Genomic DNA, 15,134 nt, shown 5'->3' with positions numbered 1-15,134 from the left:
CCCGTCCGGCGTTTGAGGACGAGGCCCGTTCAGGGCCGATGGGGGTCCAGGGGGCAAAGCCCCCTGGCGGGGTCGAAGGGGCGGAGCCCCTTCAGGATGGGACGGGTAGGGGCGGCGGGGGCGAGAAACGCCCAGCTCACCCCCCCCGTCACAACCGCCCGATATCCCCCCGAGGCATCCGCGGCGCCCGCCGCGCCGGAACCCGCCCGCTCAGCAGAATCAACCGAGCCGCCCGATGCCGCTGCCCCGCATACGGCTCCAGCAACTCCAACATCACGGAGTCATCCGCATCCCGATCCCCGGCAAGCGCCCACCCCACAATCCCCGGCAGATGCAGATCCCCCACAGTCACCGCATCCGCCGCCCCATGACTCCGCTGCACCACCTCCGCCGAGGTCCACGGCCCAACCCCCGGCACGACCTCCAACCGAGCCTGCGCCTGAGCCGGAGACATCCGCACCGCCTCCTCCATCCGCGCAGCAACCCGTACGGCCCGCAGAATCGTGGACGCCCGCTTGTTGTCGACCCCGGCCCGATGCCACTCCCAGGACGGAATCACCCGCCAGGTCCCTGCATCCGGCATCACACACATCCGCCCCGGCGCGGGCCCCGGCGCCGGCTCCCCGTACTTCCGGACCAGCAACCGCCACGCCCGATACGCCTCATCGGTCGTGACCTTCTGCTCCAGAATCGACGGAATCAACGACTCCAGCACCAACCCGGTCCGCGTCAACCGCAATCCCGGCCGCCGATGCCGAGCCACTGCCACCAGCCGATGCCGCGGCACGAAGACGGACGGATCGTCGGCGGCCCCGAGCAGCTCCGGCAACTGCTCCAGCAGCCACTCGGCCCCGGGCCCCCAGGCCTCGCCCCGAACTTCGGCACCCCGCACACTGACCCGCAGCGTCCCGGCCCCGGCAGGCGTACGGCAGGCCCGCCACACGGACCCGTCCGGCATCGCCCGGAACGTCGGATCCCCCGGCCCACGCCTCAGCGGCCCCAGCACCAGCCCGAGATCGAGCGGCCCGTCCGGCACCACCGTCCGCACCTTCCCCGCTGCGACAGCCTGCCGCGGCACACCGCCAGACGCACCCCCAGGCACAGCGACATGCCCACCGCGCACAGTCGTACGCGTGGGCCGCGGAGCGAAACGTCCTGCCACGAAGAATCCCGGGAACTAGGTGGAGCTGGGTACCGACGAGAGCTACGAGTGAGCCTAGGCGGTTCCACGGCACCGAGGGTGCGTACCGCGCCCCTGCACCAAGCCCGCAGGCACCCGGCCGACCCGCCGGAGCGTCACCGCACCTCGATGAAAGCCCCCGCGTCCCGCTCCGGCCGCGGCCGTGGTTCCTCCGCCGGATGACCGACCGCCACCGCCCCCATCGGATCCCAGTCCTCCGGCAGTCCGAGCACCTCCCGCACCACATCCCGGCAGAACATGGTCGAGGACACCCACGCCGAGCCCAGCCGCTCCCCGGCCAGGGCGACCAGGAAGTTCTGCACCCCGGCACCGGTGGCGACGACGAACATCTCCCGCTCGGCCCCGTCCCGCCGCGCGTCGCCATACGTGTGCGACCCGTCCATGACCAGGCAGGGCACCACCAGATACGGCGCGTTCCGCAGCACATCCCCGCGGCGCACCCGCTTGGCGATGGACTCCTCGCTCTTGCCGTCCCGCCGCAGATCGGCGACCCAGGCGTCGCGCATCGCGTCGAGCAGCCGCGTCCGCGACTCCGCCGACTCCAGGAGCACGAACCGCCAGGGCGTCGTGTGATGCGGCGCCGGCGCCGTCACGGCCGCCGCGACCGCCCGCCGCACGGCCCCGGCGTCGACGGGCTCGTCCGTGAAGGTCCGTACGGTACGCCGCTGGGTGACCGCCTCTCGTACGGCCTCCGACGTCCCCAGCCGGAACATGTCGTCCCGCGCGCCGCGCACCAGGGCCCGCGCCCCCTCCCCGTCGTCCTCGGCGACCGTGTGCGCCAGCCCGCGCACGACAGCGACGGGCAGCCCGGCGGCCTTGCCCTTCACCAGGTCACCGGCGGCGGCGAGTTCGTCCGCCGTCGCCACGACGGTCGCGCTGAGCGGATTGCCGTACGCGTCCGTGCCGCCGCGCAGGTCGTCGAGCACGCGCACGCCCGCGGCGCCGATGGCCACGTCCGTGAGCCCGGAGCGCCAGGGCCGCCCGAAGGTGTCGGTGACGACGACCCCGACGTCGACGCCGAGGGCATCCCGCAGCCCGTCCCGGATCGCCCGCGCGGACGCGTCCGGATCCTCGGGCAGCAACAGCACGGTCCCGGCGGGGGTGTTGGAGGCGTCGACGCCGGCGGCGGCCATCACGAGCCCCTGCCGGTTCTCGACGATACGGAGGGCGCCGCGACGAGCCACGACCCGTACGGTCTCCGCATCGATCGCGGCCTCCCGGTCGACCGCCTCGACCATGCGCCCCTCCGCCTTGGACACGATCTTCGAGGTGACGAGGAGGACATCCCCGTCGACCAGCCCGGGTTCGGCGGCGGCGATCAGCTTCGCGAGGTCGTCGCCCCGCTGGACCTCGGGAATCCCGGACACGGCCCAGACCCGGTAGCCGTCGGCAGACACCTCGCTCAAGCCCCCCGCACCTCCTCCGCCAGTGCCAGCGCTTCCCGGGCCATCTGCGCGGCCGCGTCGACGTCGGTCATCATCAGCGGTACGGCCCGGCAGCGGATCCCGGCCGCCTCGACCCGCTCCACGGCACCCTCGTCGACGGTGTCGACGAGCCAGCCGTCGAGCAGTCCCGAGCCGTAGTGCTCGGCGACCGCCGCGGCCGTCGACTCCACGCCGACCGCCGCGAGCACCTTGTCGGCCATCCCGCGCACGGGCGCGTCCCCGACGATGGGGGACAGGCCCACCACCGGCACCCCGGCGTCGGCGATCGCCTCGCGGATGCCGGGCACGGCGAGGATCGTGCCGACCGAGACGACCGGGTTGGACGGCGGGAAGAGGACGACGTCCGCCGCGGCGACGGCCTCCAGCACACCCGGCGCCGGCTTTGCCTGCTCCGCGCCGACCGGCACGATCGCCTCCGCCGGCACCGAGGCCCGCAGCCGCACCCAGTACTCCTGGAAGTGAACCGCCCTGCGTTCGCCGTCCACCTCGACCGCGACATGCGTCTCGACGCGGTCGTCGGTCATGGGGATGAGACGGACTCCCGGCTTCCAGCGGTCGCACAGCGCCTCGGTCACCGCGCTGAGCGGATATCCGGCGCCGATCATCTGCGTCCGCACGATGTGCGTGGCGAAGTCCCGGTCGCCGAGCCCGAACCACTCCGGCCCCACGCCGTACGCCGCGAGCTCCTGCTTGAGATGGAATGTCTCGTCGGCCCGGCCCCAGCCCTGCTCCTCGTTGATGCCGCCGCCGAGCGTGTACATCACCGTGTCGAGGTCCGGGCAGACCTTCAGCCCGAAGAGGTGGATGTCGTCCCCGGTGTTGCCGATGACTGTGATGTCCGCGTCCGGCACGGCCTGCTTCAGACCGCGCAGGAACCGGGCACCACCGATGCCGCCTGCCAGAACCACAATGCGCATGGGAGCAAGTCTTGCAGGCGGGTACGACAACAGGTCAGGCAGTCACCGGACTCGGCTCGATACGAGCCTCGCAGGCGGCCCGGGAGGTGTGCATCGGCATCTCGGTCAGGCCCGGGTAGTACACGTGCAGGCTCACCGCAGGCTCCAGCGCGTCGTTGACGACCTCGTGCGTGTACCCCGGCGCGAACACGCGCTGCGCGCCCGCCGTCAACACGCGCGTGCCGCGCTCCGTGCGCTCGGTCAGCGTGCCGTCCAGGACGGTCAGGACGCCGGAGGACCGGCCGTGGTCATGCAGTCCGCTGCCCTGTCCGGGCACCCAGGACAGCAGCCACACCTCGTAGCCGGGGCCCGTGCGCAGCCGGTGGTACCAGCGCGTGGTGGCGTCATACCGGACGAGGTGCTCCCACTGGGAGCGTTCGGCGGCGATGGAACGGGCCAGGCCGGCGAACTCGGCGACGGTGGCCGGGTGCTCGCGCGGAGCCTGGAGGAGGTGCGGGACTTCGAGGATGTCGCCGGCGATCTGGAGGTCGCTGTCGCTGTTCATGGGGTGCGGTGGTTCCTCAGTGAAGGGAGGTCAGAGGGAACGGAAGCCGAGTCGCGGCCGACCCGGCCTACAGCTGGAGCAGGTGGAGCAGGTGGGGCTCAACAGCTGGAACAGCAACAACAGCTACAGCGAACGTGGGCAGCACCGAGGGACCCGGCGGTGCGGGTCGAGGTGAGTGCCAAGTTCGCGAGCATGCCCACAAGGACAGCGGTTTGCACCTCGGCTGTCAACTCGACGCCCCTTGGGTGGGACATGTTTCACCTCATCCGGTTCATCTGTGTGGCGAAAGGTTTGTTCATGGGGCGACCGGGACACATGGCGCACAACCGGGCGCGCGGCGCCGTTGTGATCCTGTGATCCGACTGTGATCCGGTTCGCTTCTGCGTGTGTGTGCAACGAGATCGAACTTCTGGGCGTCCTTTTCCGTACAAGCTCTGCGCGGGGCTGGATACCCTCCCGGGCCTCGTCTGCTTGTCAAGGTTTAGGACGATTTGAACACTTTCCGCTAGGCCTTGGTTCCGCAGAGTGAATAAGGGGCTCAATAGCAGATCTCGGCTTGACTCGCCCGGAGCAGCACACTTGTAATTTCACTCGTGTCGTTCAGCCGAAATCGGTAACGGCTACATCACGGGGACGCGAAAGACAGACGAGGGGCGCACATGACCGAGCTGGTGCAGCAACTGCTGGTCGACGACGCGGACGAGGAACTCGGCTGGCAGGAGCGCGCGCTGTGCGCCCAGACCGACCCCGAGTCCTTCTTCCCCGAGAAGGGCGGCTCCACCCGCGAGGCCAAGAAGGTCTGCCTCGCCTGTGAGGTCCGCTCCGAGTGCCTCGAGTACGCCCTCGCCAACGACGAGCGCTTCGGGATCTGGGGCGGCCTGTCCGAGCGTGAGCGCCGCCGACTGAAGAAGGCGGCGGTCTGAGCGGCCTCCCCGGCCGCATCCACGCGTGCATACGTCTCGAAACACGTCTTGAACGGCCCGTCGTCCGTGGTTATCCACAGGCGGCGGGCCGCCGTCATGCCTAGCCGATAGTGTGGTCGCTCGTCCGAGACGCCCGGCTGCCCCCTCGGGGCACAGGCGTCCACCGCAGTCCACCGAACCGGGGCCCGTACCTCGATGTCCGTGCACAGCCACACGGCAGCCCAGCAAGACATCGCTGCCACACCTGAGTTTCCGCGTCATGTGGTGACCGCGGTGCTCGTCTCCCACGACGGCGCCCGCTGGCTGCCCGACGCGCTCGCCGGGCTGCTCGGCCAGGAGCGCCCCGTCCAGTTCGCCATGGCCGCCGACACCGGCAGCGCGGACCAGTCCGCGCAGCTGGTCACCGCCGCCCTCGGCGACGATCGCGTACTGCACCTTGCCCGGCGCACCGGATTCGGCCAGGCCGTCGAGGAGGCCAACCGCACCGCCCCCGTCCTCACCCCGGACGAGCTGACCTATCTGAAGCGGCCGAGCGGCTGGGACCCCGTCACGCGCACGTGGCGCGACGACGCCTACGACATGCCCGAACTCCCCCACGGGGAACCGGTGCAGTGGCTGTGGCTCCTGCACGACGACTGCGCCCCCGAACCCGACGCCCTGGCCCAGCTGCTGCGCGTCGTGGAGAACGAGTACGAGCTGGGGCGTGACGACGTCGCCGTCGTGGGCCCCAAGCTGCGCGGCTGGTACGACCGCCGGCAGCTCCTCGAGGTCGGCGTCACCATCGCCCACTCCGGCCGCCGCTGGACCGGCCTCGACCGCCGCGAACAGGACCAGGGCCAGCACGACCACGTCCGGCCCGTGCTGTCCGTGTCCACCGCCGGCATGCTGATCCGGCGCGACATCTTCGAACAGCTCGGCGGCTTCGACCGACGGCTGCCCCTGATGCGCGACGACGTCGACCTGTGCTGGCGCGCCACGGCCGCCGGCCACCGCGTCCTCGTCGCCCCCGAGGCAGTCGTACGACACGCCGAGGCATCCTCCCGCGAGCGCCGCACCGTCGACTGCGTGGGCCGCACCGCCGCCTCCCCGCACAAGGTCGACAAGGCGGGCGCCGCCTACACCCTGCTGGTCAACACACGCACGGCCGTGCTGCCCTGGGTGCTGCTGCGGATCGTGCTCGGCACCGTCCTGCGGACCCTGGCCTACCTCGTGGGCAAGGTCCCGGGCCAGGCCCTCGACGAGATCCGCGGTCTCATGGGCACACTGCTGCGCCCCGAGCGGATCATCGCCGGGCGGCGCAGGCGCGGGAACCCCGTCGTCGACAAGGGCGAGCTGCGGGCGCTGTTCCCGCCGCCCGGCGCGACCGTGCGAGCCACCGTCGAGCAGGTCGCGAGCAGCCTCGTCGGCCGCTCCGACCCCGAGGTGGCCGCCGGCGCGGGACGGCACGGCGGCGCGATCGAGTCCGGGCCGGGCGGCGACGACGCCGACTTCCTCGAGATAGAGCAGTTCGCCCGCATCAAGCGCATCGCCCGCAAGCCCGGCCCGGTGCTCTTCCTCGTACTGCTGTTCGTGTCGCTGATCGCCTGCCGGGAACTGCTCGGCGGCGGTGCGCTCGCCGGTGGCGCCTTGCTGCCTGCTCCGGCCGACGCCGGTGAGCTGTGGTCGCGTTACCTGGATGCCTGGCACCCGGTGGGCGTCGGCGGCACACCGTCCGCACCGCCGTATCTGGCGATCGTGGCCATGCTCGCCTCCGCACTGCTGGGCTCGACCGGGCTCGCGGTCACCGTCCTGCTCGTCTGCTCGGTGCCGCTGGCCGGACTCACCGCCTACTTCGTCTCCCGCCCGCTCGTCGAGTCGCGCCTCCTGCGCGCGTGGGCGGCCGTCGTCTACGCCTTCCTGCCCGCCGCCGCCGGCGCCCTTGCCGACGGCCGCATCGGCACCGCCGTACTCGCCGTCCTGCTGCCGCTCGTCGCGCGCGCGGGAATCGCGGCCAGCGGCCTGGCGGACAGCTCCGGCGCGCGCGGCAGTTGGCGCGCGACCTGGGCGTACGCACTGCTGCTGACGATCACCACGGCCTTCACGCCGATCGTGTGGCCGATCGCGCTGCTCCTCGGACTCGGGCTGCTCGCGGTGCGGCGCACCGACATCACCGCGTACGGACTGCGCTTCCTGGCCCAGCTCGGCGTGCCCCTGCTGGTTCTCGCGCCCTGGTCGCTGTCGCTGCTTCCGTTCGGCTTCTTCCAGGAGGCCGGTCTGCAGTACGGCGCCTCCGCCGCGTCCGCCCTGGACCTGCTCGGCGGCAGTCCCGGCGGGCCCGGCACCGTCCACGGGCTGATGCTCATCGGCGTCGTGCTGGCCGCGCTGGCCGCCCTGATGCGCTCCGAGCGCCAGTTCGGAATCTGGACGGCGTGGGCGGTCGCCCTGGTGGGCCTCCTCTTCGCGGTCCGTTCCAACAGCTCCACATGGTCCGGCCCCGCGACCCTCGTCTACGGCATCTCCCTCCTGGCCGCCGCCCTGCTCGGCGCCGACGGGGCACGCTCGCGTGTGGCCGAGCAGAGCTTCGGCTGGCGCCAGCCGGTCGCCGCGCTGATCGCCTTCGCCGCGGCCGCCGGCCCGCTGCTCGTCGCAGCCGGCTGGATGATCCGCGGCGCCGACGGACCGCTGGAGCGGCGCGACCCCGTGCAGGTGCCCGCGTTCGTCGCCGAGGAGAGCAACACCCGCGACCAGGCCCGCACCCTCGTCCTCGACAGCGACTCCCCGGCCCACGTCGGCTACATGCTCGTCCGCGGCTCCGGCGCCCGCCTCGGCGACGCCGAACTCGCCGCCGAGGACGGGGAGAACGCCACGCTGGACAAGATCGTCGCCAACCTCGTCGCCGGCTCCGGCGCCGACCAGGCCGACCAACTGGGCGCGTTCGCGGTGCGGTACGTCCTCGTCCACAAGGGCGCGCCCCGCGAGGTCGCGCGCGTGCTGGACGCCACGCCCGGGCTGTCGCGGCTGAGCGAGCAGAACGGCAGCGCGTTGTGGCGGGTCGACCGGCAGGTGTCACGGGCGGCCGTCGTCGCCAGGTCCGGGTCCGGCTCCGGCTCCACCGAGCCTCAGCCCGTCGCCGCGGGGCCCGTCGAGATCCACACCACGATTCCGAGTGGCTCCGAAGGGCGTGTCCTGCGCCTCGCCGACAGTGCCGACGACGGCTGGACGGCCACCCTCGACGGCAAGCCGCTCACCCCGACCACGGTCGACGGCTGGGCCCAGGGCTTCGAGCTCCCGGCAGGCGGCGGCAGGCTGGACGTCACCTACGACGACCCGATCGGCCACACAGCGTGGCTGTGGGCCCAGGGCTTCCTCGCGCTCGTCCTCGTCGTGATGGCCCTTCCGGGACGTCGCCGCGACGTCGACGACGACCTGCCCGAGGAGCCCGCCGTCCCGGCCGAGGCCATGGCCGGCGAGGGCCGGCGGGCCCGTCGGCTGCGGGCCCAGGCCGAGGCCGAGTCCGAAGAGGCCGGTCAGGGCAGCGAGTTCCCGGCTCCTCCCACGGAGCCGCCGGCTGCGGCAATTCCGCAGCAGCAGTCCTACGGCATGGGGGCGCCCCCGGGCGAGGACGCTCGAGCCTGGGGGAGGGACACGCCCAGTTACGCGGGCGCCGAGTACGGCAGCTACGGAGGCGAGCAGTACGAGGGCGGCCAGCAGTACCCGGCGGGCGGTGCCTACGACCAGACATACCAGGCGGATCCGTATCAGGGCGGCCAGTACGACCCGTACGCGTACGGCGGGCAGGCCTCGACAGGGGCGTATGAGGGGTCCTACGACACGTCGTACGACCAGACGTACCAGCAGGGTTACGACGACGCCACGTACGACCCGGCGCAGCCGCCTCCGCACGGCAGTGAGCGTTCCGACGGGAGCCAGCAGTGAACCGCACCACCCTGTCCCTGATCGTCGGCGCCACCGCCCTCGCCGCCATCACCGGGATCGCGTCGCTCACCATGCCGGACGCGCCCGGCGCGCACACCGCCGAGGCGGCCGCCGAGCTGCCCGTGGAGCGCACGAGCCTGGTGTGTCCGGCGCCGAGCATCTCGGACCTCGCCGAGACGACGTACACGTCGTTCACGCCCGTCACGAAGGGCACGGGGAGCGGCGGTAAGGCGGAACTGCAGTCCGCGGCGGAGGAGTCGGATGCCGGGGCGGACGCCAAGGGCAAGAAGGCCGGTGACGCCGGCATGGCCGACAAGCCCGTCCTGGAGGCCAAGGAGCCGGGCACGCCGGTCACCGGGGACACGTCCGGAGGCGACTCGCCGGCGCTCGTCGGGACCGCCGACGGGAAGTTCGCGCCCGGCTGGACCGTGCAGGAGACGACCGGCGTCGCCGCGGGCACCGGACGTGGCCTGCAGGGCGTCAACTGCACCGCGCCGGACACCGAGTTCTGGTTCCCGGGCGCCAGTACGGCTGCCGACCGCACGGACTACGTCCATCTGACCAACCCCGACGACTCCGCCGCCGTCGTCGACATCGAGCTGTACGGCAAGGACGGTCCCCTCGAGACCACGGTGGGGGAGGGGATCACGGTTCAGCCGCACGCCGGTGAGTCGATCCTGCTGTCCACGCTCACCGCTGAGAAGCAGACCAACATGACGGTGCATGTGAGTGTGCGCAGTGGCCGGGTGGGTGCCTCGGTGCAGGCGCTGGACGACAAACTCGGCGGGGACTGGCTGGCCGCGTCCGCCGACCCCGCGGGGAGCCTGGTTCTGCCCGGCATCCCGAAGGACGCCACGGCCGTGCGGCTGGTCGCCTTCACGCCGGGGGACGCGGATGCGGACCTCAAGGTGCGGCTTGCCTCGCCGTCCGGGCAGATCACGCCTGCCGGGAACGAGACGTTGCACGTCAAGGCGGGTATGACGAGCGCGGTGGACCTCGGGGACGTCATGCGGGGCGAGGCGGGGTCGCTGGTGCTGACGCCAACGGATCGGTCCGTGCCGGTGGTTGCGGGGGTGCGGGTGGTCCGCGGGAAGGGCGCCAAGCAGGAGACGGCGTTCATTCCCGCGACCCGGCCGGTGGGCACGCGCGCGACAGTGGTGGACAACCGGGCGAAGGGCACGACGCTGTCTCTGACGGCGCCGTTCGGCTCGGCGAAGGTCAAGGTGACGGCGTCGGCGGGGAGCGAGGGCGGCGCGGCGGCGTCGAAGACGTACACGATCAAGTCCGGGACGACACAGGACGTCGAGATCGCGGTGCCGAGCGGCCTGAAGGGCACGTACGCGCTGACGGTGGAGTCGGTGTCGGGCGGGCCGGTGTACGGGGCTCGGACGCTGGCCGTGACCCAGGACGGGCTGTCCGGCTTCACTGTGCAGACGCTGCCGGATGACCGGGGGATGGTGGCTGTGCCGGAGGCGGACGAGGACTTGTCGGTACTGCAGAAGTAGGGCGGGGATGCCTGCGGCGGCCCGTTGCCGCCCGGTAGGGGTTCGCCGGGCGACCCGGCAAGCGGGCCGTACCTGTGTCCTGTGACTCCGCCCGGCCGACGCAGTCAGTCCTCGCCGTAGCGGGGGTCCACCGTCTCCGGTGTCAGGCCCAGCAGCTCGGCCACCTGTTCCACGACCACCTCGTGGACCAGGGCCGCTCGTTCGTCACGGCCCTTGGTGCGGATCTCCACCGGGCGGCGGTAGATGACCACCCGCGCGGGACGGCCCTCGCGCGCGGGGATCGTGCCGCCGAGGGGGACCGCCTCGTCGTTCCAGGTGCGGCCGGGGCCGTCCAGGCGGGGGACCTCGAGGACCAGGAAATCGATGTCGGCCAGCTGGGGCCAGCGGCGCTCGAGGCGTTCCACGGAGTCCTGCACCAGATCGGCGAAGGCGTCCGCGCGGCTCGCGGCGAGCGGGACCTGGGGCGGTGCGATCGGGCCGCGCATGCCTCGCCCGTGGCGATCACGGCGGCGGGGCCCGGGGCCGGCGGCGCGGGGCGGTACGGGGGCGTCCATCACTGATGAAGCGTAGTCCCCGGGGCCGGTGCGTGTCCGATCACGGGGCGTGGGCGGGGCGACGTCCCACTCGCCGTACGGCATGTCGGCAGATGACCATTCCAGCCAAGCTTGGGCTCGATTCCGTATCTCTCCGAGACCTGCGGGGTCGAGGTGTTTGATGTGGTTTGTGGTATATGGTGACCGGTTTCGGGGGTGTTCGGAATCTCGGAAGCGGGCTTCCGTGCAGGTCAGTGGCGTGGGGCGTAAGGGGCGTGTGGGGTGTTTCACACCACGACACGGTGGGGTGACCTGGGGGAGAGTCGTCGCGGCCCGCTCAAGAGTGCGGTACCGTCCAACGTCGTGAGCCCTGTACGTCGCTGTTCGCGCACCGCTTGCGGCCGTCCCGCCGTCGCGACGCTGACGTACGTCTACGCCGACTCGACCGCGGTCCTCGGCCCGCTCGCCACCTACGCCGAACCCCACTGCTACGACCTGTGCGCCGAGCATTCCGAGCGCCTCACCGCTCCCCGGGGCTGGGAGGTCGTGCGGTTGCTGGACGGTTCGGCTCCGGCCCGTCCCAGCGGCGACGATCTGGAAGCGCTTGCCAACGCCGTGCGTGAGGCGGCGCGTCCGCAGGAGCGGGCGGCCCAGGCCGGTGGAGGCGGAGGGCGTGGCGCCGATCCGATGGAGGTCGCGCGGCGGGGGCACCTGCGGGTGCTGCGGTCGCCCGACAACTGACTGTCGGTTTCCTTCACTTGTGCGGGTGTTTCCTGCGCGCTCGTTTCGTTGAGTGATGCACGGGCATTGACGTGCAGTTGGCGCGGACACGACCATTCCGTATGCCGGAACGAGAAATCGCTTTCCGCATGGCGGAATCCGGGAGACGCCCGTGTACGTCCAGGAACTGGAACCCGTCGCCGACTCGCTCGGCCTGTCCGCGCTTGTGGCGGCGCTGCCACTCGTGATCGTCCTCGTCCTGCTGGGCGGGGTTCGGCTGAAGGCGCACTTGGCGGGTCTCACGGGGCTTGTGGCGGCCGTACTGGTCGCCTGGCTCGCCGTACGGCATGCCACTCGGCCAGACACTCTCCAGCGCCGCGCAGGGAGCCGTCTTCGGGCTCTTCCCCATCCTGTGGATCGTCGTCAACGCCCTGTGGGTGTACCGGATGACCGTCCGGACACGTCATTTCGACATCCTGCGGCGGTCGTTCGGGCGGCTCTCCGACGATCCGCGCATGCAGGCGCTCGTCGTCGCCTTCTGCTTCGGGGCTCTGCTGGAGGCCCTTGCAGGGTTCGGGGCGCCCGTCGCGATCTGTTCGGTCATGCTGGTCGCGCTCGGCTTCGAGCCGGTGCGGGCGGCGGTCGTCGCGCTGGTCGCCAACACCGCGCCCGTGGCCTTCGGCGCGATGGGGACACCGGTGGTGACGCTGGCTCAGGTCACCGGGCTGCCGTTGGACGACGTGGCTTCCGTGGTGGGGCGTCAGACGCCCCTGCTGGCCCTGGTCATGCCGCTCGTGCTGGTCGGGCTCGTGGACGGGCGGCGCGGACTGCGGGAGACCTGGGTGCCCGCCGTGGCATGCGGAGTCGCCTTTGCCGTCGCCCAGTTCGCCGCCTCGAACTTCGTCTCCGCGCAACTCGCGGACATCGGCGCCGCCTTGGCCGGTGCGGGCGCCCTGGTCGCCGTACCGCACGCGCGCGTGCCCGCCAACGAGGCGGTACGCGCGTCCGTGCTGACTGGCCACGGAGTGAGGAGTTGGACGACAAGGAGGGCCTGTGCCGCTCATCAGCCCTCATGGGAGGACGAGCGGCACAGGCCCCGGTACCACGACTGGCCCTTCGTCAACCACCCGCTCACGTTGGAGCGGGCTTGCTGCTCGGGTCACCGATGGCTTCGATAAGGCCCGGCTGCGTCCAACTGCTTCGGCGAGCAGTAGGGGCGATTGACTGCGCCCCGCACCTAGCGTGGTCAGCACCCCGTACAACCGGGTCCACCGGGAGTATCCGGAGTTGTGCCTTCAGGAGCTCGCACGCTGGGATGATCAACGTAGTACCAGCGCTGGGTGGTTGAGCCAACTCCAACTCGAACGAGTGAACGGCGCCGACGGGGCCGGTCTTCCTGTCGCCAGTGCTGGGCTGGTTCGGTGTGGCCGTGTCCGGGTCGGACACCTCGGCCAACGCGCTGTTCGGCGCGTTGCAGGTGACGGCGGCCCGGGAGTCGGGACTGTCGCCGGAACTCCTGGCCGCCGCCAACAGTTCCGGTGGTGTGCTCGGCAAGATGATCTCGCCGCAGAACCTCACCATCGCGTGCGCGGCCGTAGGGCTCGCGGGCCGGGAGGGAGACCTGCTGCGGCGGGTGCTGCCGTGGAGTCTGGGCCTGCTGCTGGTGATGTGTCTGATCGTGGTCGGACAGAGTTCACCGGTGCTCGGCTGGATGCTGCCCTGACGTCCCGCGCTGACCTGAGGTTACGGCTCGGAGTCCTCTCACTGGGCACACCGCGCACTGTCAGTGAGGGCGGGTACTTTGGGGCGACCGACAGGACTTTCAGAAGGGTTGGCCGTGGCTGCTGATCTGTCACAGCTCGTGAAGGCGTACGACGTCCGCGGGGTCGTCCCCGACCAGTGGGACGAGCCGCTGGCCGAGCTCTTCGGGGCCGCCTTCGTCCAGGTGACCGGCGCGAGCGCGATCGTGATCGGGCACGACATGCGGCCCTCGTCCCCCGGCCTGTCCCGCGCCTTCGCGCGCGGAGCCGCCGCCCAGGGCGTCGACGTCACCGAGATCGGCCTGTGCTCCACCGACCAGCTGTACTACGCCTCGGGCGCGCTGAACCTGCCGGGCGCGATGTTCACGGCCTCGCACAACCCGGCCCAGTACAACGGCATCAAGATGTGCCGTGCCGGCGCCGCCCCGGTCGGCCAGGACACCGGCCTCGCGGAGATCCGTGAACTGGCCGAGCGGTGGAGCGACTCGGGCGCCCCGGAGCCGGCGGCGACGCCGGGCACGATCACGCAGCGGGACACGTTGGAGGACTACGCGGCCCACCTCCGCTCCCTCGTCGACCTGACCTCCATCCGCCCCCTGAAGGTCGTCGTCGACGCGGGCAACGGCATGGGCGGCCACACGGTCCCCACGGTCTTCGACGGCCTGCCCCTCACCCTCGTCCCGATGTACTTCGAGCTGGACGGCACGTTCCCGAACCACGAGGCGAACCCGCTGGACCCGGCGAACATCGTCGACCTCCAGAAGCGAGTCCGCGAAGAGTCCGCCGACCTCGGCATCGCCTTCGACGGCGACGCCGACCGCTGCTTCGTCGTCGACGAGAACGGCGCCCCCGTCTCCCCGTCCGCCATCACCGCCCTGGTGGCCTCGCGTGAGCTCGCCAAGCACGGCGGCAAGGGCACGATCATCCACAACCTGATCACCTCCTGGTCGGTCCCGGAGGTCGTCAAGGAGAACGGCGGCACCCCGGTCCGCACCCGCGTCGGCCACTCCTTCATCAAGGCCGAGATGGCCAAGACCGGCGCCATCTTCGGCGGGGAACACTCCGCCCACTACTACTTCAAGGACTTCTGGAACGCCGACACGGGCATGCTGGCCGCCCTGCACGTCCTCTCGGCCCTGGGCGGCCAGGAGGGCACCCTCTCCGGCCTGGTCGCCCAGTACGACCGCTACACCGGCTCCGGCGAGATCAACTCGACGGTCGCCGACCAGGCGGGCCGCCTCGCCGCCATCAAGGCCACCTACGAGCGCCGAGAGGGCGTCGTGCTGGACGAGCTCGACGGCCTGACCGTGACGGCCGCCGACTGGTGGTTCAACGTCCGCCCGTCCAACACGGAACCGCTGCTGCGCCTGAACGCGGAGGCACGGGACGAGACGACGATGGCGAAGGTACGGGACGAGGTACTGGCGATCATCAGGGGCTGAGGGCTGAGGGCTGAGGGCTGAGGGCTGAGGGCTGAGGGCTGAGGGCGGTCACTTCCCAACGCCGGCCGGCGCATTCCAGCCCGCCCGGCATTTGAGGACGGGGCCGTACCGTCCCGAGCCCCCACCCACCCGGCTGGGGGCTTCGCCCCTGGGGCGCCGGTCCGTGCATCCAGCCCGCCCGGCGTTTGAGGACGAGGCCCGTTCAGGGCCGAAGCGGGGGTCTGGGGGC

General features: G+C 71.6%; 10 protein-coding genes and 2 pseudogenes. 7 read left to right on the top strand and 5 right to left on the bottom strand.

Annotation, left to right across the window (positions count from 1 at the left end; all coding sequences use genetic code 11):
* Positions 1-148: 148 nt before the first annotated feature.
* From ADL12_RS12870 to ADL12_RS12855, 4 genes are all read right to left on the bottom strand, one after another.
* On the bottom strand, positions 149-1,162 hold the full coding sequence (locus tag ADL12_RS12870; RefSeq protein ID WP_079052003.1) for a DNA-3-methyladenine glycosylase family protein: 1,014 nt from the start codon (positions 1,160-1,162) through the stop codon (positions 149-151).
* A gap of 134 nt (positions 1,163-1,296) precedes the next feature.
* Positions 1,297-2,607 carry a coenzyme F420-0:L-glutamate ligase gene (locus ADL12_RS12865; RefSeq protein ID WP_062701725.1) on the bottom strand — a complete coding sequence of 437 codons (1,311 nt, stop codon included), beginning with the start codon at positions 2,605-2,607 and terminating at the stop codon, positions 1,297-1,299.
* A complete protein-coding gene (gene cofD / locus ADL12_RS12860) occupies positions 2,604-3,563 on the bottom strand; it encodes a 2-phospho-L-lactate transferase (protein WP_062701723.1) in 960 nt (319 codons plus the stop codon). Before cofD ends, ADL12_RS12865 begins: the two co-directional genes overlap by 4 nt.
* A gap of 34 nt (positions 3,564-3,597) precedes the next feature.
* On the bottom strand, positions 3,598-4,107 hold the full coding sequence (locus tag ADL12_RS12855) for a cysteine dioxygenase (protein ID WP_062701720.1): 510 nt from the start codon (positions 4,105-4,107) through the stop codon (positions 3,598-3,600).
* 659 nt (positions 4,108-4,766) lie between these two features.
* Here ADL12_RS12855 and ADL12_RS12845 point away from each other — a divergent pair.
* From ADL12_RS12845 to ADL12_RS12835, 3 genes are all read left to right on the top strand, one after another.
* Complete coding sequence (locus ADL12_RS12845; protein WP_003975777.1) at positions 4,767-5,030, top strand: WhiB family transcriptional regulator; 264 nt, start codon at positions 4,767-4,769, stop codon at positions 5,028-5,030.
* Between the two features lie 195 nt (positions 5,031-5,225).
* Positions 5,226-8,945: a glycosyltransferase family 2 protein gene (locus tag ADL12_RS12840; RefSeq protein ID WP_079052002.1), complete on the top strand. Its 3,720-nt coding sequence runs from the start codon at positions 5,226-5,228 to the stop codon at positions 8,943-8,945.
* Positions 8,942-10,450, top strand: coding sequence for a DUF5719 family protein (locus ADL12_RS12835; RefSeq protein WP_062701709.1), 1,509 nt, complete (start codon positions 8,942-8,944; stop codon positions 10,448-10,450). Before ADL12_RS12840 ends, ADL12_RS12835 begins: the two co-directional genes overlap by 4 nt.
* A gap of 104 nt (positions 10,451-10,554) precedes the next feature.
* Here the strand turns inward: ADL12_RS12835 and ADL12_RS12830 are convergent, their stop codons facing one another.
* Positions 10,555-11,004, bottom strand: coding sequence for a metallopeptidase family protein (locus ADL12_RS12830; RefSeq protein ID WP_079052001.1), 450 nt, complete (start codon positions 11,002-11,004; stop codon positions 10,555-10,557).
* 342 nt (positions 11,005-11,346) lie between these two features.
* Here ADL12_RS12830 and ADL12_RS12825 point away from each other — a divergent pair, with 342 nt between their 5' ends.
* The 4 genes and pseudogenes from ADL12_RS12825 (at position 11,347) to ADL12_RS12810 (ending at position 14,905) form a co-directional block, all read left to right on the top strand.
* On the top strand, positions 11,347-11,724 hold the full coding sequence (locus ADL12_RS12825; RefSeq protein WP_030053098.1) for a DUF3499 domain-containing protein: 378 nt from the start codon (positions 11,347-11,349) through the stop codon (positions 11,722-11,724).
* A gap of 151 nt (positions 11,725-11,875) precedes the next feature.
* A pseudogene (locus tag ADL12_RS12820) lies at positions 11,876-12,746 on the top strand (L-lactate permease); the annotation flags it as partial.
* 341 nt (positions 12,747-13,087) lie between these two features.
* Positions 13,088-13,426: pseudogene (locus tag ADL12_RS12815) on the top strand (L-lactate permease); the annotation flags it as partial.
* A 114-nt stretch (positions 13,427-13,540) separates the two neighbouring features.
* Positions 13,541-14,905 carry a phosphomannomutase/phosphoglucomutase gene (locus tag ADL12_RS12810; protein WP_062701729.1) on the top strand — a complete coding sequence of 455 codons (1,365 nt, stop codon included), beginning with the start codon at positions 13,541-13,543 and terminating at the stop codon, positions 14,903-14,905.
* Positions 14,906-15,134: the final 229 nt, after the last annotated feature.

Source organism: Streptomyces regalis (assembly GCF_001509475.1).
GTDB lineage: Bacteria > Actinomycetota > Actinomycetes > Streptomycetales > Streptomycetaceae > Streptomyces > Streptomyces regalis.
The sequence above is the reverse complement of the archived record's forward strand: the minus strand, read 5'-3'. Positions and strand labels throughout refer to the sequence as shown.

Excerpts from the sequence above, each read along its gene's own strand:
- cofD (WP_062701723.1), bottom strand. The coding sequence starts at position 3,563 with ATGCGCATTGTGGTTCTGGCAGGCGGCATCGGTGGTGCCCGGTTCCTG.
- ADL12_RS12855 (WP_062701720.1), bottom strand. The coding sequence starts at position 4,107 with ATGAACAGCGACAGCGACCTCCAGATCGCCGGCGACATCCTCGAAGTC.
- ADL12_RS12845 (WP_003975777.1), top strand. The coding sequence starts at position 4,767 with ATGACCGAGCTGGTGCAGCAACTGCTGGTCGACGACGCGGACGAGGAA.
- ADL12_RS12840 (WP_079052002.1), top strand. The coding sequence starts at position 5,226 with ATGTCCGTGCACAGCCACACGGCAGCCCAGCAAGACATCGCTGCCACA.
- ADL12_RS12830 (WP_079052001.1), bottom strand. The coding sequence starts at position 11,004 with ATGGACGCCCCCGTACCGCCCCGCGCCGCCGGCCCCGGGCCCCGCCGC.